Origin of the sequence: Pseudomonas sp. IPO3778 (assembly GCF_013386825.1) — a bacterium.
In the GTDB taxonomy this organism is placed as follows: domain Bacteria; phylum Pseudomonadota; class Gammaproteobacteria; order Pseudomonadales; family Pseudomonadaceae; genus Aquipseudomonas.
In genome coordinates this window covers 1-24865 of the sequence record NZ_JACARC010000101.1, presented here as the reverse complement: position 1 = coordinate 24865, position 24865 = coordinate 1, and the positions used below count along the sequence as shown (strand labels likewise).

At 65.6% G+C, this 24865-nt stretch carries 2 protein-coding genes; both read right to left on the bottom strand.

Translation table 11 applies throughout. The features are described from left to right. Positions 1-145 precede the first annotated feature (145 nt). Positions 146-11563, bottom strand: a complete 11418-nt coding sequence (locus tag HX855_RS32045) for a non-ribosomal peptide synthetase (RefSeq protein ID WP_177090901.1) — start codon at positions 11561-11563, stop codon at positions 146-148. Then, positions 11560-24480 carry a non-ribosomal peptide synthetase gene (locus HX855_RS32040; protein ID WP_177090903.1) on the bottom strand — a complete coding sequence of 4307 codons (12921 nt, stop codon included), beginning with the start codon at positions 24478-24480 and terminating at the stop codon, positions 11560-11562. The genes HX855_RS32045 and HX855_RS32040 overlap by 4 nt, the downstream gene beginning before the upstream one ends. Positions 24481-24865: the final 385 nt, after the last annotated feature.

The window sequence follows — 24865 nt, the reverse complement described above, 5'->3', positions numbered from 1 at the left end:
GCCATAATGTGTCCACCATGTCCCCGCACACCCGTCAACCATGTGTCCGGTCCGTACAGGGCGTTTGCCAAAAGTGACCCGCTGTAAGAGCGGAACCCTAAGTGGCCGTTACCGCAGCAACGGATATGTACCCCCTCAAAAAACCTCACAAAACCCGCTCCCCAGCAAAAACCCCATCCCGCCACCAAGCCGCCAAACTCAACACATTCGGCGCCTTGAGCAACGAAAAATGATTCCCGGGCCCATACCAAACCTCCAACGACCCGGCGCACTGGCGCCACCCCTCAACCATCCCCCCCTGCTCCCGCTGATTCCCCGCCACATCCAGGGTCGGATCCTCCGCCAACACCAACCGCACAACCCCCTCATACCGCCGGGCAGGCCGATAAACCGTACGCAACGCCGACGCATAAGTCCGCGCCGGCCCATCCATCGCCGCCACCGAAGACCGCGCCGGCAACAACCCGACCCCCACCATCCCGGCATGCAACAACCGCCGCTGCCCCACCTCATCGCACCCGGCAAAACCCACCGCATCAATCCCCAGCGACTTGCCCGACGCGATCTGCATCGACTCCACCAGCCGCAACAACGCCGCCGTCGTGGTATAGGGCCTGCCCACCACCCCATTCCCCCCAGGCGCCTCACTATCGATCAGCGTCAACGACGCCACCTCACGCCCCCGGGCCTGCAACCGCGTGGCCATCTCAAACACCACCCACCCCCCAAACGAATGCCCCACCAGATGCACCGGCCCCTGCGGGCACTCCAGCTCCAGCGCCTGCAAGTAACAGCAGGCCGCCGCCTCAACCTGGCTGTGAGGCACCACCTCCCCATCCAACCCACGGGGCTGCAAACCAAAGACCGGCCAGTCCCGGCCCAACGCCTCGGTCAACCCCACAAACCCCGTCACACTGTCCCCCGCCCCCGGCACGCAGAAGATCGGCACCTGCCCGGCGCGGCCACTCTGGATCCGCAACAACGGCTGATGCACCGCCACAGCCGGCGCTTCACTCAATGCCAGGGCCTCACCCAGTGCCTGCCCCAGCGCCTGGATATGGGGCGCCTGCATCATGCTCTGGTGATCCCCCGGCACTTCAATACGGCGCAATTGGCCCACGGCCAGCGCCTCATCCCAGCCCAAATCCAGGCTGCGCCGCGACAATTCCGTGGGCCGCTCGGCAGCGCTGAACAGGTGCACCGCCAGTGGCATCGGGAACAGGCTGTAATGCGCCAAGGCATGCCCGTGGCCCACTTCACGCTCGATAAAACTCAACAGCTCCGCGTCCGTTGCCGCCGCCATCTGCGCGTACAACAAATGCCGATCGCGGCAGCGTTGCAACACGCCCGCAAAGTCCAGCTGTCCAATCTGCGCGTCCAGTTGCCCAAGGCTCGCCAGCTCATCCACACCTCCCTGTGCCTTCCAATACGCCATGCACTGCAACAACAAATGCCGCTTGAGGGCATCCGGCCCGGTCCAGCGCGCCTTGCCCTGGTCGGTCATGCGCGGCACGTAGCTGTCGATCAAGCCGAGGAATGCCACCGGCTCGTCCTGCCCCTGCAGTTGCATCGCCACTTCATAGGCCAACACCCCGCCGAACGACCAGCCCGCCAGCCGATACGGGCCGTGGGGCTGCACCGACCGAATGATCCCCACCAGCCGCGCCGCCAGGCCTTCCATGGTCTGCAACTGCGCGTCACCGAGGGGCGCGCCGGGCAAGCCGTAGATCGGGTAGTCCCCCGGCAGGTGCCGGCCCAGCGCCGGGAAGTACACGTCCATGCCGCTGAACTCATGCACCAGGAACAACGGCGGCTGGCTGCCGCTGGCGCGCACGGTGATCAGCGTACTGTCGTCTTCCCGCACCGTGCGCTGGCTGAGCATCGAGGCGACCGACGCCACGCTGGCGTGCTGGAACAGCTCCGCCAGGGACACGGCAAGCCCCGCTTCTTCCAGCAGGTTGACCAACCGAATCGCCAGCAGTGAATGGCCACCCAGTTCGAAGAAACTGTCATGGCGGCCGACCTGTTCCAGCTTCAACACCTCGGCCCAGAGTCGCGCCAGGGTCTGCTCCAGGTCATTGGCCGGGGCCTCGAACAGGCGGCTTGCCAATGCCTCCATCGCGGGCACCGGCAGGGCTTTGCGGTCGACCTTGCCGTTGGCGTTCAGCGGCAGTTTTTCCAGCAACACATAGGCCGACGGCACCATGTATTCCGGCAGGTGCTGCAGCAGATGGCCGCGCAACACGTCGATGGCAAGCGGCTCGCCGGTGCAGTACGCCACCAGGCGCTTGTCCCCCGGTGCATCCTCTCGGGCGAGTACCACCACCTCTTTGATCCCGGCACAGGTCGCCAGGCGTGCCTCGATCTCGCCCAGTTCGATGCGAAAACCGCGGATCTTCACCTGGTCGTCATTGCGCCCGATGCACTCCAGCAGCCCGTCCGGCGACCAGCGCCCCAGGTCGCCGGTGCGGTAGAGCAAACCGTCGCCAAACGGGTCATCGACGAATTTTTCGGCCGTCAGCTCAGGCCGGTTCAGGTACCCCTTGGCCACGCCGCGCCCGCCGATGCAGATTTCCCCGACCACCCCCAGTGGCACCGGCTGCAAGTCCGCATCCAGTACATGGATTTGCGTGTTGGAAATCGGTCGTCCGATCGGCACGCTTTCGGCATCAACCGCAATGGCCTGCACTTCATGCGTGGTGGCGTAAGTGGTGGTTTCGGTCGGGCCGTAGCAGTGCACCAGACGCACCGCCGGCGCCTGGGCCAGCAGGCTGCGGAACGCCGCCGGGTCCGCGCGCTCGCCGCCGCACAGGAGGATGCGCAACCCGGCCAGGGCGTCGGGAATCAACTGCACGTATTGGTTGAACAGCGCCGTGGTGACGAACAGGATCGTCGCCCCACCCGCCTTCAATGCCCGGCCAAACGCGCCCGGGTCGAGCAAGGTGGCAGGGTCGATCACCAGCACCTGGCCGCCGTTGAGCAAGGGCCCCCACACATCCATGGTGCTCGCGTCGAACGCCGGGTTGGAGGCGAACGCCACGCGGTCGTGGGCATTGAAATCTGCGTAGCCGTTGTTGATCACCAGCCGCGTGATGCCCCGGTGCGGCACCAGCACACCCTTGGGCGTACCGGTGGAACCGGAGGTGTACATGATGTACGCCACCCGCTCCGAAGACTGCGAGAGGTCCGGGTTGTGGCTCGGTTGCGGGTCCAGCGCCAGGGTGTCCAGGTCGATGCGCCGGGCCGGGTAATTGATCGGCTCGCCACTGCGGGTCAACAGCCAGACTGCGCCGCTGTCCTGCACCATAAAGGCCTGGCGTTCGGCCGGGGCGTTGATGTCCAGGGGCACATAGGCCGCTGCGCACTTGAGGATCGCCAGTTGGCTGATCAGCAAGTCGACCGAACGCGGCAGCAGGATCGCCACGTGGTCGCCGGGTTGCACGCCCAGGGTGCGCAAGTGATGGGCCAACTGGTTGGCGCGGGTGTTCAGCGCGCCGTAATTCAAGGCGTGCTCGCCATGCACCACGGCGATGGCGTTCGGGCGCGCCTGGGCCTGGGCTTCGAACAAGCGCTGCACGGTATGTTCGTGAGGGAATTCACGTTGGGTGGCGTTGAACTCCACCCGCAATTTTTCACGCTCCGCCGGCGGCAGAATCGACAGTTGGCTGATGGCGCCCCCGGCATTTTGTTCCAGGGCCTGTACCAGCTGTTCCAGGGCGACATGCAGGTACCCGCAGAGGCGTGGCGCCCCCTGCCCCATGGCGTCAAAGGCAAACCCGTCGCCCAGGTCATCCACACTCAGGGACAGTGCAAAGTTGGTACGTTCTTCGGCCTTGAGCACGTGCATGCCCTGCCACGCCTCAGAGATCCCACCGGCGTGGGGCGCACTGTGGCGATAGTTGAACAGCACGCTGAACAGCGGCGTATTCGCCGGCAGCCCGCTGCAACGCTGGGCCAGGGCCAGTGGCGCGTGCTCGTGACTGAGCAACCGGGTCAGGCTGGCGTGGGTCGCCATCAGCGCTGCGTGCACCGTGCGTTCCCCCAGGTCGACCCGCAGCGGCAGGGTGTTGATGAACACACCCAGCGCACGTTCAGCCCCTTCGCCACCTTGCAGGCGACCCAATAATACGGTGCCGAACACCACGTGCTCCCGGCCGGATACCTTGCCCAACACGTGGGCCCAGGCCAGGTGCATCAGGCTCGCGGCACTCACCCCGAGGTGACGGGCCAGGGTGCGCAGGCGCCCGTTCAACAGCGGGTCGACGCTCAGGCGTGCCTGCTGCGCTTCACCCGGTGCATTCAACGCCAGCGTCGGCTCATCGATATCCCCGAGCATCTCGCGGAAGAACGCCTCGTGCTCCTCCTCACGCAGGCCCAACCGCGTCTGCGCCACATAGTTGCGATACGGCACCGCCGCGCCCAACTGCTCGTGTCGGCCCAGCAGGCAGGCTTGCATCTCGTGTTGCAGCACCTCCAGCGCAACGTGGTCCATCACCAGGTGATGGAACAGCAACAGCGCAACCACCCGCTGGTTGGCCGGGTCTTCGGCGTACACCAGGCGCATCAGCGGCGCCTGGGCCAGGTCCAGGCGATGCTGAGCGAAGCGCGCCTGCAATTGCGCCAGCACATCGCCCGTCAACTGAAACGCCTCCACCTGCAATGAGGCCTGACGCCACACTACTTGCAGCGGCTCCTCCAGCCCGTCCCAATGCATCGACGAGCGCAGGATGTCCTGGCGCTGGATCACCGCCTGTAACGCCTGGGCAAACGCTTCAAGGCGCTCGACGCTGGCAAAGGCGAACTGTGCCTGCAGCAGGTACGCGTCACCCTGCTGCACCGCGCGGTGGTGATACAGGATCCCGGCCTGCAACGGTGCCAGCGGGTAGATGTCCTGCACGTTGGCCGCGCCACCGGGAACGCTGGCCACCAGGCGGTCGATGGCGGGTTGCTCCAGGGTCACCAGCGTCAGCATGTCCGGGGTGATTCCCGTGCAATCGGTGGCAATGCCATTGGCCGGCACCGCCACTTCGCGGCCACCGCCCACGGCGGCAGCCAATGCCATGAGCGTCGGCTGGCCAAACAACACCTTCACATCCGCCGACAACCCGGCCCGGCGCATACGGCCGATCAGGCTGGCGGCCAGCAGCGAGTGGCCACCCAGTTCGAAGAAGTTATCGTGACGCCCCACCCGTTCTACCTTGAGCAGATCCGCCCACAGCCCCGCCAGGGTGACTTCGGTTTCGCCCAGCGGCGCGACGTATTCCCGGGCGATCACCGATTCCAGGCCCGGCGCCGGCAGGGCCTTGCGGTCGAGCTTGCCGTTGGGGCTCAGGGGCAAGGCGTCCAGGTGCATGAAGGTCGCCGGCACCATGTAGTCCGGCAGGTGCTCCAGCAAGTGGCTGCGCAGGGCGTCGATATCGGCCTGCACGCCGGTGTAGTACGCCACCAGGCGGGAGTCCCGGGCCACTACTGCCGCTTCGTTGACCTGTGGGAACTGCAGCAGTCGCGCCTGGATCTCGCCCAGTTCGATGCGCAGGCCACGGATTTTTACCTGGTCGTCGTTGCGGCCCAGGTACTCGAGAGTGCCGTCGGGCAGGTAACGCCCGACGTCACCGGTGCGGTACATCCGGCCTGCGCTGAACGGGTCCTTGAGGAAGCGTTCAGCCGTGAGTTCGGGACGGTGCAGGTAACCCCGCGCCACTTGCACACCGCCGATAAACAACTCGCCCACCACGCCCAATGGTACCGGCTGCATCTGCCCGTCCAGCAGGTACAGGCGGGTGTTGGCAATCGGTTTTCCGATGGGGGTGTTGTCCGGCGTAACCGGCCCGGTGCAATCCCACGCCGTCACGTCCACCGCCGCTTCCGTCGGCCCGTAGAGGTTGTACAAACCGATGCCCGGCAACTGCTGTTTGAAGCGGCGCACCAGGCTGCCGGGCAAGGCTTCACCGCTGCACATCACCCGCACCAGCCCGGCACTCTGGCTGACATCGCCATGGGCCAGGAACACATCGAGCATCGACGGCACGAAGTGCAAGGTGGTGATCTGCTCCGCCTCGATCACCTCGCACAGGTAGGCCGGGTCTTTATGCCCGCCGGGGCGCGCCATCACCAGCCGCGCACCAGTGAACAAGGGCCAGAAGAACTCCCACACTGACACGTCAAAACTGAACGGGGTTTTCTGCAACACCGCGTCCTGTGCCGTGAGGCCGTATTCGTCCTGCATCCACAGCAGACGGTTGACCACCCCGCCGTGCTCGTTGATCACGCCCTTGGGTTGGCCGGTGGAGCCGGAGGTGTAGATCACGTAAGCCTGATGCTGCGCGGTCAACCCGGGAACCTGCGGGTTGGACATCGGCTGGCGCTGCCAGGTGTTCTGGCCGAGGTCCACCACCGGCACCGTCACCTCACCCAGCAGCGAACGGGTGGCACCCTGCACCAGCACCGCTGACGGCGAGCTGTCCTTGAGCATGTAGGCGATACGTTCCAGCGGGTACGCCGGGTCCAGCGGCACATAACCGCCGCCGGCCTTGAGGATCGCGAACAGGCCAATGACCATGTCCAGGCCACGCTCGGCGCAAATCGCCACCCGCGAATCCGGCTGTACGCCAAGCTCACGCAGATGATGGGCCAACTGATTGGCCCGCGCGTTCAGCTCGCGATAGCTCAGGCAATGCTCGCCGGCCTTCACCGCCAGCGCCTCGGGCGTACGCTGCACCTGGGCTTCGAACATACCGTGCAGGGTCTGGTCGAGGTTGTAATTCACGGCGGTGGCGTTGAAGTCGAACAACAGGTGCTCGCGCTCCTGATCCTCCAGCAAATCCGCGTGTTCCAGCACCGCCTGGTCGTTGTCGACCATGGCCTGCAGCACGCGGGTGAAATAGCCGACATAACGCTGCATCGTCGACTCATCAAACAACGCGATGGCGTATTCCAGGGTGCCGAGGATTTCGCCCCGGGACTCGCCGAGGTTCAGGGACAGGTCGAACTTGGCAAAGTGGCTGTCCTCCACGATTCCTTCCAGGCTCAGGTCCCCCAGGGCCAGCACCGGCGCGTCACTGTCCTGCCAGGTCAACATCGTCTGGAACAGCGGGCTATGGGCCAGGCTGCGCAACGGCCGGGTGATTTCCACCACCTGTTCAAACGGCAGATCCTGATGGGCCTGGGCGGCCAGGGTCAGCCCCTTGACCCGTGCCAGCAGCGCCTCGGCACTCAGTTCACCCGAGGTATCGATGCGCACCGCCAGGGTGTTGACGAACAACCCGATCAAGCCTTCCACCTCGGCCCGCTGGCGGTTGGCGACGGGCGAACCGATCACCACCTCCGGCTGCCCGGCCAGCCGCGTCAGCAACGCGGCCCACGCGGTCATCATCACAACGTACAGCGTGGTGCCGTGGCGTTGGCTCAGGGCCTTGAGCCCGGCGGTCAGGCGTTCATCCAGGCGCACGCCGACGCCGCTGCCGGCGTAGTCCTGCTGGGCCGGACGTGGACGGTCGGTGGGCAGCATCAGCAAGGCGGGCGCGCCGGCCAGGGTTTGCTGCCAGTAGTGGCTTTGACGGTGCAGCACTTCGCCGCTCAACCACAGGCGCTGCCAGACGGCGAAGTCGCTGTACTGGATCGGCAACGGCGGCAATGGGTCAGCCTCTCCACGGCTGAAGGCCTGGTACAGCGCCATCAGTTCGCGGGTCAATACACCCATGGACCAGCCATCGGACACGATATGGTGGATGGTCAACAGCAACACATGGTGATCGTCAGCCATGATCACCAGGCGCCCGCGCAGCAGCGGGCCACGTTGCAGATCGAACGGTGCCGAGGCTTCGCCCTGGATCAACGCTTCCAGCACCTGCTGGGCTTGGGGGTGACGACGCAGGTCCTGCACTTGCAGGGGCATCATTTCTTCAGGAGGCACGATCACGACGTGGGCGTCGTCATCTTGCTGGGCGAAACGGCTGCGCAAGGTCTCATGCCGCGCAACGATCCGCGCCAGAGCCCGTTGCAGGGCCTCGACGTGCAACTGCCCGCGCAGGCGCAGGCCGATGGGGATGTTGTAGGCGGTGTTGGCGCCTTCCATCAACGCCAGGAACCACAGGCGTTGTTGGGCAAACGACAACGGCAGTGCCGTATCCCGCGGTGCCGGCAGGATATCCGGCAAGGTGCTGCGCCCGGACTGGGCCACCACCTGCGCCACCGCCGCCAGTTCGGCATTGGCGAACAACTCGCCCAGCGCCAGGTCGACGCCCAGCCGCTGACGCACCTGGGACACCATGCGCATCGCCAGCAGCGAATGGCCGCCCAGTTCGAAGAAATGATCCTGGCGCCCGACGCGCGCCACCTGCAGCACCTCGGCCCAGATCTGTGCGAGGACGGTTTCGATGTCGCCGTGGGGCGCCTCGTACTCACGGGTAAAGACGGCGGCCAGGTCCGGCTTGGGCAAGGCCTTGCGGTCCAGTTTGCCGTTGGCAGTCAGGGGCAGCGTGTCGAGTTTTACATAGGCCACCGGGATCATGTAGTCCGGCAAGTGCGCCACCAGATGGGCACGAATCTCGCCCACGTCGAGGGCATCGAACTGCGGGTTTTCGGTGAAGTACGCCACCAGCCGTGGCTGGCCGGGTTGGTCTTCACGGGCCAGCACCACCACTTCCTGAAGGCCGGGCAACTGGTTGAGACGGGTTTCAATTTCCCCCAGTTCGATACGCACCCCACGGATTTTCACCTGGTCGTCGTTGCGGCCCAGGTACTCGATATTCCCGTCCGGCAGCCAGCGCGCCAGGTCGCCGGTGCGGTACATACGGCCCGGGTTGAACGGGTCATCCAGGAAGCGTTCGGCGGTCATCTCGGAGCGATTGAGATACCCCCGGGCCACGCCCTTGCCGCCCACATACAGCTCACCCGCCACCCCGAGCGGCACCGGGCGCTGCTGTTCGTCCAGCAGGTACACCGCGGCATTGGCCATGGGTTTGCCAATGTGCAACGGCTGCCCGGCCTCGATCCGGCCGGAGGTGGCGACCACGGTGGCTTCGGTGGGGCCGTAGTTGTTGATCACCTCGAAACGCTGGGCCCGGGTGAACTGGCGCAGGCGGTCGCCGCCAATCAGCAAGGTGCGCAGGGTCGGGTGTTCAATGTGTTGGCTGAAGGCATATTCGGCCACCGGCGTGGGCAGGAAGCACACGTCCAGCGGCTGGGCGCGCCACCAGTCCAGCAGCGCGTCGATGTCTTCAGCACCGTCGTGGGCCGGCGGCAGGTGCAGGGTCGCGCCCACGCACAGGGCCGGCCAGACTTCCCAGGCCATCGCGTCAAAGCCGAACCCGGCGACGCTGGCGGTATGCCGGCCTGCACACAGGTCAAACGTGGTGCAATGCCAGTCCACCAGGTTGGCCACGGTGTGGTGTTCCACCATCACGCCCTTGGGCAGGCCGGTGGAGCCGGAGGTGTAGATGACGTAAGCCAGGTTCGACGGGCTGACGGCGACCTGCGGGTTGCTCGCCGAATGGTGATGCCAGGTGAAGCGGTCCAGGTTGATCACCGGCACGTCGAGGGCGGGCAGACGCTCCAGCAATGCGTGTTGGGTCAGCACCGCCACCGGGGCGCTGTCGCTGAGCAGGTAGCTCAGGCGTTCGGCGGGATGGGACGGATCCACCGGCACATAGCAGGCGCCGGATTTGAGGATCGCCAGCAACCCGGCCAGGGTATCCAGCCCGCGCCGGGCCACGATGGCCACGCGGTCGTCGGGTTTCACCCCCAGCGCCAGCAGATGATGGGCCAGCAGGTTGGCTTGTTGATTCAATTCGGCGTAGGTCAGCTGGCGGCCTTCATACACCGCCGCCACTGCGTCCGGGGTCAGCAGGGTTTGCGCTTCGATACGCCCGTGCAAGGTGGTGCCCTGGGGGAAGTCGGCGGCTGTCGCATTGAGCTGCTCCAGCAGGTGGCGCTGCTGTGCTGCAGAAAGAATCGACACCTGGTTCAGCGCGGTCCCGGGCGCATGCTCCAGGGCCTGCACGAGGTTTTCCAGGGCGGTTTGCAGGTAGCCGCATACGGGATGGGGATCGACCTGGGTACACGCGAGCAAGCGCAGGGTAAACCCGTCGCCCACATCATCGACACTCAGGGTCAGCGGGTAGTTGGTGCGCTCCTCGGAGCTCAAGATTTCGATGCCCTGCCAGGCTGACACCGCCTCGGTACTCGCGCCCGAACCGCTGTGGCGGTAGTTGAGCAACGCACTGAACAGCGGCGTCGGCGCGGCCACGCCACTGCAGCGCTGGGCCAGGGCCAGGGCAGCATGCTCATGACGCAGCAAGGTGGTGAGCCGGGCATGGGTAGCCTTGACCCCGGCACGCACGTCCCCGGCGCCCACGTCCACCCGAAACGGCAAGGTATTGATAAAAATCCCCAGGGCCCGGTCCGTGGCATGACCGCCCTGCATACGGCCCATCAATACGGTGCCGAACACCACCTGGGCCTTGCCGGCCAAGGCGCTCAACACCTGCGCCCAGCCCACATGGAACAGGCTGGCGGCACTCACCCCCAACTGCCGCGCCTGGGCCCGCAGGCGCTGGTTGAGGGCCGCCGGCAACGCCCAGTCGATTTCGGCGATATCCCCACCGTCACCCTGCACATCCTGCAAGCCAAACGGCAAGGTTGGCTCAGTGATGTCCCCCAGCATCTCGCGAAAGAACGCTTCGTGTTGCTGCTCCGTGATCCCCAGGCGCGCCTGGGCCACGTAGTTGCGAAACGGCACCGCGTGCCCCAACTGATCCTCACGGCCCTGCAAGTACGCCTGCATTTCGTGGCGCACCACGTCCAGGGCGCTGTGGTCCAGGGCCATGTGGTGGAACAACAGCAAGGCGACCATGCGCTGGCGGGCGCCATCCCATGCGCCGACCAGCCGCACCAGCGGTGCGCGGGTGACGTCCAGGCGGTAATGCCGGCCATCAAACAAGGCATGCAACTGGGCCGCGATATCACCGTCGGCAGGGTTCAGCTCAATCACCTGCACGGGCAACCGGGCCGTGCGCCATACCACTTGCGAGGGTTCTTCCAGACCTTCCCAGATCACCGCTGTGCGCAGGATATCGTGGCGGTCCATCACGCCCTGCAACGCCCGGGCAAACCCCTCGAACCGCTCCAGGCTGTCGAAGGCGAACTGCGACTGCATGACGTAGGGGTCGCCGTGTTCGGCACTCACATGGTGATAAAGAATGCCTTCCTGCAGCGGCGCCAGCGGGTAGATGTCCTGCACGTTGGCCACACCACCGTCGACGGTCTCGATGATGCGGTCAATCGAGGCCTGGCTCAGGCTCGACAGCGTCAGCATCGCGGGGGTAATCCGCTGCGCGCCCGCCGGGATGCCATTGGCCGGCACCTCCACTTCACCGGCCTTGGTGGCCGAGTACTGCCCGGACTGGATCAGCTCGATCAGTGTCGGTTTGTGTTCCCGCAGCGAGGCCACCAGGGCCGGGTCGCTCAGGGCCTGTTTGTTGCCCTGCACCGACAGCTGGTCGCCCTTGAGCGCCAATTGCACGTCCTTGGTCTTGAGTGCCGCCAACAGTTCGATGATGCTCACAGGACGATCTCCATTCGTTCGGTAATTGCGGCGTAGCCGGCCAGGGTTGGCTGTTCGAACAACCCCCGCACATCGGCTTCCATGCCTTCCTGACGCAAGCGTCCGATCAAACTGACCGCCAGCAACGAGTGCCCGCCCAGTTCAAAAAAGTTATCAAAGCGCCCTACCCGCTCCACCTTCAGCAACTCGGCCCACAGGCGCGCCAGGGTGATTTCGGTGTCGCCCACCGGGGCTTCGTACTCGCGCACGATCAGTGACTCGGCACCCGGTGCCGGCAGGGCCTTGCGGTCGAGCTTGCCGTTGGGGCTCAGGGGCAGCGCCGCCAGGTGCACGAACACCGCCGGCACCATGTAGTCCGGCAAGCGCGCCAGCAGATGGGCCCGCAGGTGTTCGATATCGGCTTGCACGCCGGTGTAGTACGCCACCAGCCGCTCGTCCCGGGCCAATACCGCCGCTTCGTTGACCTGCGGGTATTCGATCAGGCGCGCCTGGATTTCCCCCAGTTCGATACGCAGGCCACGGATTTTTACCTGGTCATCGTTGCGGCCCAGGTACTCGATATTGCCGTCGGGCAGGTAGCGCCCGACGTCGCCGGTGCGGTACATCCGGCCTGGGCTGAACGGGTCGTTGAGGAAGCGTTCAGCCGTGAGTTCAGGACGGTGCAGGTAGCCGCGAGCGACTTGAACGCCACCAATGAACAACTCGCCCACCACACCCAAGGGCACCGGCTGCAACCGGGCGTCCAGCAGGTACATACGGGTATTGGCGATCGGTTTGCCGATCGGAGTGTTGTCCGGCACCAGGGGCCTGGCGCAGTTCCACGCCGTCACGTCCACCGCCGCTTCGGTCGGGCCATACAAGTTGTACAAACCGATGCCTGGCAACTGCTGCTTGAAGCGGCGCACCAAACTGCCCGGCAACGCTTCACCGCTGCACATCACCCGCAGCAGCCCGGCACTCTGGCTGACATCACCGTGGGCCAGGAACACATCGAGCATCGACGGCACGAAGTGCAAGGTGGTGATCTGTTCGGCTTCGATGACTTCGCACAGATAGGCCGGGTCTTTGTGCCCGCCGGGGCGCGCCATCACCAGCCGCGCACCGGTGAACAAGGGCCAGAAGAACTCCCACACCGACACGTCAAAACTGAACGGGGTTTTCTGCAAGACCGCGTCGTTGGCGGTCAGGCCGTAGGCGTCCTGCATCCACAGCAGGCGGTTGACCACCCCCGCGTGTTCGTTGATCACGCCCTTGGGTTGGCCAGTGGAGCCGGAGGTGTAGATCACGTAGGCCTGATGCTGCGCGGTCAACTCGGGAACCTGTGGGTTGGAGGCCGGCTGGTGCTGCCAGGTGTTGCGGTCCAGGTCCACCACGGGCACCGTCACGTCACCCAGCAGCGAACGGGTTGCACCCTGCACCAGCACCGCCGCCGGCGCGCTGTCCTTGAGCATGTAGGCGATCCGCTCCAGCGGGTACGCCGGGTCCAGCGGCACATAACCGCCGCCCGCCTTGAGGATCGCGAACAAGCCAATGACCATGTCCAGGCCACGCTCGGCGCAAATCGCCACCCGCGAATCCGGCTGTACGCCAAGCTCACGCAGATGATGGGCCAACTGATTGGCCCGCGCGTTCAGCTCGCGATAGCTCAGGCACTGGTCACCCGCCTTCACCGCCAGCGCCTCGGGCGTGCGCTGCACCTGGGCTTCGAACAGGCCGTGAAGGGTCTGATCGAGGTTGTAGTCGACTGAGGTCGCATTAAACCCGCACAGCAGTTGCTCGCGCTCCTGCGGGCCCAGGATCGACAACTGATCCAGTGGCAATTGCGGGGCGTGCTCCAGCGCCTCGACCAAGCCCTGCAACGCCGCCTGCATGTAACCGCAGATACGCTGCGCGCCAATCAGCGCCGGGGTCATCGCGGTCAGCCGGAAACCGTCGCCCTGATCATCCACGTTCAACGTCAGCGGGTAGTTGGTGCGCTCCTCGCTGGCCAGGGTTTCGATGCCCTCCCAGGCCGGGGACACCGGGGCTTGCTGGCTGTCGCTATGGCGATAGTTGAGCATGGCGCTGAACAACGGCAATGGCGCCGCCACACCGCTGCACCGCTGGGCCAGTGCCAGGGACGCATGCTCGTGGCCCAACAACGTGGTCAGTCGGGCATGGGTGGCTTTTACCGCCGCACGCGCGCCGATACCGCCGACGTCCACCCGCAATGGCAAAGTATTGATGAACATCCCCAGGGCCCGGTCACTGCCCTTGCCGCCCTGCATGCGGCCCAGCAGCACCGTGCCAAACACCACGCTGGCCTGGCTCGACGTGCAGGCCAACACTTGCGCCCAGGCCAGGTGGAACACACTGGCAGCGCTGACGCCCAGTAACCGCGCCTGGGCCCGCAGGCGCCGGGTCAAATCGGGGGATAATCCTTCACGGGCTTCCTCGATGGCACTGCCATCGCCCTGCACATCCTGAAGGCCGAAGGGCAGCGTCGGCTCGTGGATGTCGCCCAGCATCTCGCGGAAGAACCCTTCGTGCTCCTGCTCACTCACCCCCAGGCGCGCCTGGGCCACGTAATTGCGGTACGGCGTCGCTTCATCCGTGATGCCGGGCAGGCCCAGCAGGCTGGCTTGCATCTCGTGGCGCACGCCGTCCAGCGCCGTGTGGTCGAGGGCAATGTGGTGGAACAGCAAGATAGCCACCACCCGCTGCAACAGCGGATCTTCGGCGTACACCAGGCGAACCAGCGGCGCCTCGGACATCGGCACACGGGAGTGGCGAGGATCAAACTGGCTATGCAATTGCGCGAGCACATCACCGGCGCCCACCTGTACCGCCTGCACCGACAGCCTGGCCTCACGCCACACCACTTGCAGCGGCTGTTGCAAACCTTCCCAGACCACGCCGGTACGCAAGATATCGTGGCGGTTGATCACCGTCTGCAACGCCCGGGCAAACCCCTGCAAACGCTCGAGACTGTCAAACGCCAGGTGCGATTGCAGCAGGTACGGATCGCCCTGCTGCGCACTGATATGGTGATAGAAAATCCCCTCCTGCAACGGCGCCAGCGGGTAGATGTCCTGCACATTGGCCGCGCCACCCGGCACACTGGCGACGATCCGGTCGATCGTCGGCTGATCCAGCTCCACCAGCGACAGCATCGAGGGCGTGATGCGTTGGCAATCGGCCGCGATACGATTGACCGGCACCCGCACTTCCCGGCCACTGCCCACCGCTGCCGCCAGTGCGGCCAGTGTCGGCTGGCTGAACAGCACCCGCACATCGGCGCTCAGCCCGACCTGACGCATGCGCTCGATCAAACTCACCGCCAGCAACGAATGCCCCCCCAGTTCAAAGAAGTGGTCATGGCGGCCCACTTGCTCCACCTGCAACACCTCGGCCCAGATCCGCGCCAGGGTGGTTTCGACCTCGCCTTGTGGCGCTTCGTACTCACGGCTGAGCATGGCGGCCTGATCCGGCGCCGGTAGGGCCTTGCGGTCCAGCTTGCCGTTGGCGGTCAGCGGCCAGCTGTCGAGTTTCACGTAGGCCACCGGCACCATGGCGTCGGGCAACTGGCTGTGCAGTTCGGCCCGCAGGGCTTCGATGTCCAGCGGGGTGTGTTCGGTGAACCACGCCACCAACCGGTCGTCGCGCACCAGCGCCACGGCCTCTTTCACGCCCTCTATGGCGGCCAGGCGGGTTTCGATTTCTCCCAGTTCGATGCGCACGCCACGGATTTTCACCTGGTCGTCGTTGCGGCCCAGGTACTCGATATTCCCGTCCGGCAGCCAGCGTGCGAGGTCGCCGGTGCGGTACATGCGGCCCGGGTTGAACGGGTCGTCGAGGAAGCGTTCGGCGGTCATCTGCGGGCGGTTCAAATACCCCCGCGCCACGCCGCTGCCGCCCACATACAGCTCGCCGGCCACGCCCACCGGCACCGGGCGCTGTTGCGCATCGAGCAGGTACACCGTGGCATTGGCCATCGGCTTGCCAATATGCAGCGCCTGGCCGGCGTGCACCCGGCCCGAGGTGGCGACCACCGTGGCTTCGGTGGGGCCGTAATTATTGATCACCACAAAACGTCGCTCGGAGGTGAACTGGCGCAGGCGATCACCGCCGATCAACAGGGTGCCCAGGCTGGGGTGTTCAAGGTGCTGGCTGAAGGCGTACTCGGCCACCGGCGTGGGCAGGAAGCTCACGTCCAGCGGCTGGGCCAGCCACCAGGCCAGCAGTTCGTCGATGTTTTCATTGCCCACATCGGCGGGTGGCAGGTGCAAGGTCGCCCCCACGCACAACGCCGGCCAGACTTCCCAGGCCATCGCGTCAAAACCGAACCCGGCCACGCTGCTGGTGTGGCTGTTGGCGCGCAGGTCAAAGGCCTCGCAGTGCCACTGCACCAGGTTTTCCACGGTGCGGTGTTCCACCATCACCCCTTTGGGCTGGCCCGTGGAGCCGGAGGTGTAGATCACGTAGGCGAGGTTCGTCGGGGTCAGGCCTACGACATGGGGATTGGTCGTGTTGGCGTACGTACCGTGCAGGTCGACGATGGCGACATCACCGAGCACGCCACGGGTGCTGTCTTCGGCCAGCACTGCGACCGGGGCGCTGTCCTGCAGCAGGTAGGCGATGCGTTCGGCCGGATAGGCCGGGTCCACCGGCACGTAGGCCGCGCCCGCCTTGAGGATCGCCAGCAAGCCCACCAGCATCTGCGGGCCACGTCGGCAGCAGATCGCCACGCGGTCGTCGGGCTGCACACCCAATCCCAGCAGGTGATGGGCCAGTTGATTGGCACGCTGGTTGAGGGCCTGATAGGTCAGCGGCAGGCCGTCCTGAATCACCGCCACCCCGTGCGGCAGGCGCTCGGCCTGGGCTTCGAAGGCACCGTGCAGGGTCAGCCCTTGCGGGTAGTCACGGACGGTGGCGTTGAAGCTGTGCAGCAGCATTTCGCGCTCTGAGGCGGGCAGGATCGGCAACTGATTCAGCGGCATTTCCGGTGTTTGCTCAAGGGCATCCACCAGTTGCTCCAGTGCGCTGTGCATGTAATCGCACAAGCGCTGCGCACCGATGGACTCCAGGGCCAGCACCGTCAAACCGAAGCCCGCGCCCAGGTCGTCCACGCTCAGGGTCAGCGGGTAGTTACTGCGCTCTTCACCGCCAAGCAACTGCACGCCTTCCCAGATGCCCTGGCCGTCGCGGGCCATTTCGCCGGGGGTGCTGTGGCGGTAGTTGAGCAGGGCGCTGAACAACGGCAGCGAGGCCGGCACACCGCTGCAACGCTGGGCCAGCGCCAGGGACGCGTGTTCATGGCCCAGCAGTGCGCTGAGCCGGGCATGGGTCGCCTTGACCCCGCCACGGACCGCGCTGGCGCCCACCTCCACCCGCAACGGCAAGGTGTTGATGAACATGCCCAGCGCCCGGTCGGCCCCCTCGCCGGCTTGCATGCGGCCCATCAACACGGTGCCAAACACCACGTCCTGACGGCCCGACACCAGCCCCAGCACTTGCGCCCATGCCAGGTGCATCACGCTCGCCGCGCTGACCCCCAGTTGCCGGGCTTGCTCGCGAATCCGCAGCGCCAACACGGCGTCGACGGGCAACTCGGCCTCTTCGATATCCCGGCCATCGCCCTGCACATCCTGCACGCCAAAGGGCAGCGTGGGCTCGTCGATGTCGGCGAGCATGTCACGGAAGAAGTGTTCGTGCTCCTGAGCGCTGACGCCCAGGCGAGCCTGAGCCACGTAGGTACGGAACGGTGCCGCCACCGGCAACCCATCGGCCTGATTGAACAGGAACGCACGCATTTCCTGGCCAACCACTTCCATGGCGGTGTGGTCCAGCGCCAGGTGATGGAACAGCAGGATCGCCGCGACGCGTTGATTGGCCGGGTCCTGTGCATACACCATGCGCAGCAGCGGCGCCTGGGTGAGGTCCAGGCGATAGTGGCGGGCATCGAAGCGCGCGTGGAGTTGCTCGAGCACGTCGCCGTCGGCCGGGTCCAGCGCAACGTCCTGCACCATCCGCTCGGCCTGCCGCCAGACCACTTGCACCGGGCTGTCCAGGCCTTCCCAGACCACGGCGGTGCGCAGGATATCGTGGCGCGCCACGACCTTTTGCAGCGCGCCCATAAAGGCCTGCAACCGCTCGACGCTGTCAAACGCCATGCGCGATTGCAGCAAATAAGGGTCGCCCTGTTCGGCGCTGATGTGGTGGTAAAGAATGCCTTCCTGCAACGGTGCCAGCGGGTAGATGTCCTGCACATTGGCCGCGCCGCCGGGCACCGTGGCCACAATGCGGTCGATGGCCTGCTGGTCGAGCGTGACCAGGGTCAGCATCGACGGCGTGATGCGCTGGCAGTCCGGCGCAATCCCATTGGCCGGCACCACAATTTCCCGTCCACTGCCCACCGCCGCGGCCAGGGCCGCCAGGCTTGGCTGGTTGAACAACACCCGTACATCCGCGCTCAGGCCGGCCTGGCGCATGCGCTCGATCAGGCTCACCGCCAGCAGGGAATGGCCGCCGAGTTCAAAGAAGTGATCAAAACGCCCGACCCGCTCAACCTTCAATACGTCCTGCCAGATCTGCGCCAACAGGGTTTCCACTTCGCCCTCGGGGGCTTCGAAACCCCGACTGAGCAGCGACGCCTGATCCGGCACCGGCAAGCCTTTGCGGTCCAGCTTGCCATTCGCCGTCAGTGGCAACAGTTCCAGCCAGACGTAGGCCGACGGCACCATGTAGTCCGGCAGCCGGCTTTGCAGGTGCGTGCGCAACGCTTCAATGCTCAACGGCGACTGCGCGGTGTAATACGCCACCAGGCGCTTGTCGCCGGGCGCGTCTTCGCGGGCCAGCACCACCGTGTCTTTAACCCCGGGAAAGCTGGCCAGGCTGCTTTCGATTTCACCGGGCTCGATACGGAAACCGCGGATTTTCAGTTGATGGTCATTGCGGCCCTGGTACAGCAAGGTGCCGTCCGCCTGCCAACTGGCCAGGTCGCCGGTGCGGTACAGCAGGCCATCGCCGAACGGGTCGACGATAAATTTCTCGGCGGTCAGTTGCGGCTGGTTCAGGTAACCCTTGGCCACGCCCGCGCCACCGATGTACAACTCGCCGACCACGCCCAGCGGCACCGGCTGCTGTCGCGTGTCCAGTACGTAGGTGCGGCTGTTGCCGATGGGGCGGCCAATGGGAATGCCACCCTCGCCCACCGACGTGATCTCGAAGGTGGTGGAGAACGTGGTGGCTTCCGTCGGGCCGTAGCCATTCAGCAAATGCTGCGGCGCACCGTGCTCCAGCACCCGGCCGATCACCTGCGGGTCGAGCACGTCGCCGCCGACGATCAGGTAGCGCAGTTGGCGGAACATCGGCATCAAGCCGTCGGCGTACTGATGGAACAGCCCGGCGGTCATCCACAGCACGCTGACGGATTGCTCCTGCAACAACGCGGCGAACGCGGCCTGGGACAGCAGCGTGGCGTGCTCGACCACCACCACGCAGCCGCCATTGAGCAGCGGCGCCCACACGTCGAGGGTGCTGGCGTCGAACGCCGGGTTTGACGCAAAGGCCACCCGGTCACGGTGGTTGAAATCGGCATAGCCGTTGTTGATCACCAGCCGGGTGACCGCACGGTGCGGCACCTGCACGCCCTTGGGCGCACCCGTGGAGCCGGAGGTGTACATGATGTACGCCACGCTTTCGGCAGACTGGGCAAGGTTCGGGTTGTGGGTCGGCTGCGTGTGGAGGCTCAGCGCGGCGAGGTCATTCAGCACCTGTTTGGCGTGGCTGTCCTGCACCATGAAAGCCTGGCGCTCATCAGGTGCGTTGACGTCCAGCGGCACGTAGACCGCCGCACACTTGAGGATCGCCAACTGGCTGACCAGCAAATCAATGGAGCGTGGCAACGCGATGACCACGCTGTCGCCGGGTTTTACCCCTTGATCGATCAAATAATGGGCCAGGCGATTGGCCCGCAGGTTGAGTTCGCGGTAACTCAACGAGGCATCGCCATGCGCCGCCGCCACGGCTTCCGGGCTGGCCAGCACCCGCGCTTCGAACAGCCCGTGAACGGTATTCCCGGCCGGGTAATCGCGGGCGGTGGCGTTGAAGCCCACCAGCACCTGATGCCGCTCGGCAGCGGGCAGGATCGACACGTGATACAGCGGTGTGGTCGGCGCCTGTTGCAGCGCCGTCACCAGGTTGCGCAAGGCGCTGAGCATGTAGTCGCCGACGCGCTGCACATCCACTTCGGCCACGCCTTGTACGGTCAAGGCAAAGCCCACACCCAGGTCGTCGACGTTGAGCACCAGCGGGTAGTTGCTGCGCTCCTCGGAGCTGAGGATTTCGATCCCGGCCTCGGCGAACGGGCGGGCGCCCGGCGCTTCACCCGGGGCGCTGTGACGGTAGTTGAGCAAGGTGCTGAACAGCGGCAACGCACCGGACACGCCACTGCAACGCTGGGCCAGGGACAGGGACGCATGTTCGTGCCCCAGCAACTGCGCCAGCCGCCCGTGGGTGGCCCGTACGCCGGCCTGCACACCGACGGCGCCAACGCTGACCCGCAGCGGCAAGGTGTTGATGAACATCCCCAACGCCCGGTCGGCGCCCTCGCCGCCTTGCAGGCGGCCCAGCAGCACGGTGCCGAAGACCACATCGTCCTGGCCCGACACCTGGCCGAGCACTTGCGCCCATGCCAGGTGCACCAGGCTGGCGGCACTCACCCCCAACTGACGGGCCTGCTCCCGCAGGCCCAGGCTGAGGGCAGGGTCCAACGGCACGTGCGCTTCGCGCACACCACTGCCGTCGCGATTCACGTCGTGCAAGCCGAAGGCGAGGGTTGGCTCGTCGATATCCCCGAGCATCTCGCTGAAGAACGCTTCATGCTGCGCGGCGCTCACCCCGAGGCGCGCCTGGGCCACGTAGTTGCGGTACTGCACGGCGTCCGGCAGCTGCGCGGTGTGCCCTGCGAGGCTGGCGCTCATTTCTTCCACCAGCACCTGCAGCGCGGTGTGGTCCAGCAGGATGTGATGCAGCAGCAGGATGCCGACATGCCGGCCCTGATCCTCGGCGTAGGCAAAGCGCATCAGCGAGGCGCGGGACAGGTCGAGGCGGTAGTGGCGTGGGTCGAAGCGTTGTTGCAGTTGCGCGAGCACGTCGCTGGAAGGGTCGACCTCAATCTGCTCCACCACCAGCAGCGCCTGGCGCAACACCACCTGCACCGGCTCATCCAGGCCTTCCCAGACAATGCCGGTACGCAGGATGTCATTGCGTTCGATCACGCTTTGCAGCGCCCGGATAAACGCCTCCACCGGCTGTTGGCCGCTGAAGCTGAACTGCACCTGCAACACGTAGGGGTCGCCTTCGGTAGTCGCCAGGTGGTGATACAGAATACCGGCCTGCAACGGGGCCAGGCCGTAGATGTCCTGCACATTGCCGATACCGCCCGGGACACTGGCGACGATATGATCGATGGCCGGCTGGTCCAGGTCCACCAGCGGCAGCATGTCCGGGGTGATGCGTTGGGTCGTTTCACTGATCCGGTTGGCCGGCACCTGCACTTCATGCTGCCCGCCTACCGCAGCGGCCAGTGCCGCCAGCGTCGGCTGGCCGAACAGCACCCGCACATCGGCGCTCAGCTCCAGCTGGCGCATGCGCTCGATCAGCTTGACGGCCAGCAACGAATGGCCGCCCAGCTCGAAAAAGTTGTCCTGGCGCCCGACCCGGTCGACCTTCAGCAGGTCTTGCCAGAGGCTCGCGATCGCCGTTTCCACCGCGCCCTGTGGCTTTTCATAACCACGACGGGCCAGGGCGTCGGCATCGGGTGCCGGCAAGGCCTTGCGGTCGAGCTTGCCGTTGGTGGTGAGCGGGAACGTGTCCAGCAGCACGAAGGCGCTGGGCACCATGTACTCGGCCAGGGACAGCAGCAAATGGTCACGCAGTTCGGCGGCCGTGGCCGCGCGGCCCTGTTGCGCGATCACGTACGCCACCAGGCGCTGGTCGCCCGGCTCGTCTTCGTGGGCAATTACCACGGCTTCGCGCACGCCGTCACAGGTGGCCAGGCGCGCTTCGATTTCCCCCAGTTCGATACGGAAACCACGGATCTTCACCTGGTCATCGTTGCGCCCCAGGTACTCGACACTGCCGTCGGCCAGCAGGCGACCGAGGTCACCGGTCTTGTACAGGCGCTGGCCGGTCGTCGGGTCCACCAGAAAGCGCTCGGCGGTCAGCTCGTCGCGGTTGAGATACCCCCGCGCCACACCGGCACCGCCGACGTACAACTCCCCCACCACGCCCATCGGCACCGGCGCGCGGCGGACGTCCAGCACATACAGTTGCAAGTCGGGAATGCGCACGCCAATCGGGCTCACGCCCACCAACTGTGCGTCCGCCGCCTCCAACGCACGGTAGGTCACGTGCACGGTGGTTTCAGTGATGCCGTACATGTTGACCAGGCGGGTACCGGCGTTGGTCACCCGGGCATACCACGGTTTGAGAATGCCCGGTTCCAGGGCTTCGCCGCCGAAGATCACCTGGCGCAGGGAGTGCAACTGCTGGCTGCGGCCCTGTGCCGCGATCAACTGGCGGAACGCACTCGGTGTCTGGTTGAGGACGCTCACCCCGGCTTCGCACAGCAACACGTAACACTCATCCGGCGAGCGGCTGACCAGTTGCGGTACCACCAGCAACTGCCCGCCGTGCATCAGCGCGCCCCAGATTTCCCACACCGAGAAGTCGAAGGCAAACGAATGGAACAACGCCCAGGTGTCGCTGGCGTTGAACTTGAACCAGTGTTCGGTGGCACTGAACAACCGTGCGACGTTGCGGTGTTCGATCATCACCCCCTTGGGCAGGCCGGTGGAGCCGGAGGTGTAGATCACATAGGCCAGGCTCGACGGGCTGATCGCCACGTTAGGGTTAACAATGGGCGCGGGTGGCAGGCGGTTGAGATCGATGGGCGTGACGTCACCCACCAAGTGGCGGGTGTTGTCCTGCACCAGCACCGCCAGCGGCGCGCTGTCTTGCAGGGTGTAGGCGATGCGCTCCTGTGGGTAGGCCGGGTCGATCGGCACATAGCCGGCGCCTGCCTTGAGGATACCCAGCAGGCCGATGATCATTTCCAGGCCACGCTCGACGCAGATCGCCACGCGGTCGTCGGGACGAATGCCATGGTCGAGCAAGCAGTGGGCAACCTGGTTGGCGCGTTCGTTCAGCTCGCGGTAGGTCAGGCGCTGTTGTTCGAAGCGCAGTGCGATGGCGTCGGGATGGCGGGCGGCGTGGGCTTCAACCTGCTGGTGGATCAGGGCGGAATCGGCGTAGTGCTGAGCGCTGGCATTGAGGCCATGCAGCAAGTGCTGGCGTTCGGCGGCGGGCAGGATACCCAGGCTGTGCACCGGTGCATCCGGGGTTTGCTCCAGGGCCAGCACCAGGTTTTCCAGGGCCGTGTGCAGGTAGTCGGCAATGCGCGCGGCGCCGATGGAAGCGTCCACCATCACGGTCAAGGCAAAGCCTTCGCCCAGGTCGTCGACATTGACCGTCAGCGGGTAATTGGTGCGCTCTTCGGCGCCCAGCACCTGAATGCCTTCGGCGATATCGATCACCGCCCGGGTGTCCGAGGCATCGCTGTGGCGGTAATTGAGGATCGCACTGAACAACGGCGTGGGTGCGGCCACCCCGCTGCAACGCTGGGCCAGGGCCAGGGACGCGTGTTCGTGGTTGAGCAATTCGGTCAGGCGCTTGTGGGTGAGTTGTACCCCGTCGCGCACGCTTTGCGCGCCTACGTCGACCCGCAGCGGCAAGGTGTTGATGAACATACCCAAGGCCTGATCGGAGCCCTCACCTGCGCCCATGCGGCCGAGCATCACACTGCCAAACACCACGGCTTCGCGGCCGGAGACCTTGCCCAATACCTGGGCCAACGCCAGGTGCATCACACTGGCCGGGCTGACGCCCAACGGTCGTGCCTGAGCCCGCAGGCGACGGCTCAGGTCAGTGTCGACGGCGAGGCGGGCTTCATCAATGCCATGGCCATCGCCCTGCACATCCTGCAGGCCGAACGGCAAGGTGGGTTCGTCGATGTCGGCGAGCATCTCGCGGAAGAACCCTTCGTGAGCCTGCTCACTGACGCCGTGGCGAACCTGGGCGATGTAGTTGCGAAACGGCACCGGGGCACCGGCCTGTTCGGTCTGGCCGGCGAGGTGCAGCTGGATCTCGTGGCGCACCACGTCGAGGGCGGTGTGGTCGAGGATGGTGTGGTGGAACAGCAGCATGGCGACCACGCGCTGATTGCGTGGGTCTTCGGCGAAGACCAGGCGCAGCAGGGGCGCCTGGCCCAGGTCCATGCGGTAAGTGCGGGCGTCGTAGCGGGCGTGCAGTCGGGTCAGCACATCGCCGTCGAGGCGGGCTTCTTCGCAGGCCAGCGGGGCTTTGCGCCAGACCACTTGCAGGGGTTCGTCGAGGCGTTCCCAGGCCATCGACGTGCGCAGGATGTCGTGGCGGTCGATGACCCATTGCAGAGCCTGGGCGAAGGTTTCCAGACGGGCGCGGGTGTCGAACACGAACTGCGCGTGGAGCACATACGGGTCACCCTGTTCGGCTGACAAGTGGTGGTAGAGCATGCCTTCCTGGAGGGGTGCCAGGGGGTAGATATCTTGCACATTCGCCGCGCCGCCGGGGATGCTGGCGACGATCCGGTCGATGGTGGGTTGGTCGAGGTTGACCAGGGGCAGCATGTCCGGCGTGATGCGGTAGGCCGGGCTGAGCCAGTCGCCGCCGTGTTGGGCGACGAGGTCGAGCAGTTGGGGTTTGTGGGCGATCAGTTGGTCCCATAGGGCGTCATCCAGCGCGTCGTCGTCACCCAGGATGATCAGGTCGCCTTCGTCCATTTGCAGGCGGATCGGGTGGGTGGAAAGAGCTGCCAATAATTTGCTGAACTGCATGGGGGTAACCTGCTTTTTTGAGTCGGATACGGTTGAGGAGAAAGTCCGTTTTCAGCTGTCGCGTAAGTGCCTGGGAGGCCCGGTTTAAAGCACGGGCACGGTGATGGGCCGGGGGGCTTCCCGCAGGGTTGGGAAATTAGAGGATTCGGGGGGGCGGGGGTGACATGGGAAGCGGGGACAAAGGGGATGGCGGTGGGGAACTTTCGTAATTATTGGAGTGGCTTGGATGGGGGGCATATCCGTTTTTTTGGTCGGGGCCGCTATGGGTTCCGCTCTTACAGCGGGTCACTTTTGAAAAGAGCCCAAAAGTAACCAAAAGGCTCTTGCCCCACCACTCGGCACCTCGCTTAGGCTCGGTGTGCCCTCACTCCGGCATTGCTCCGCG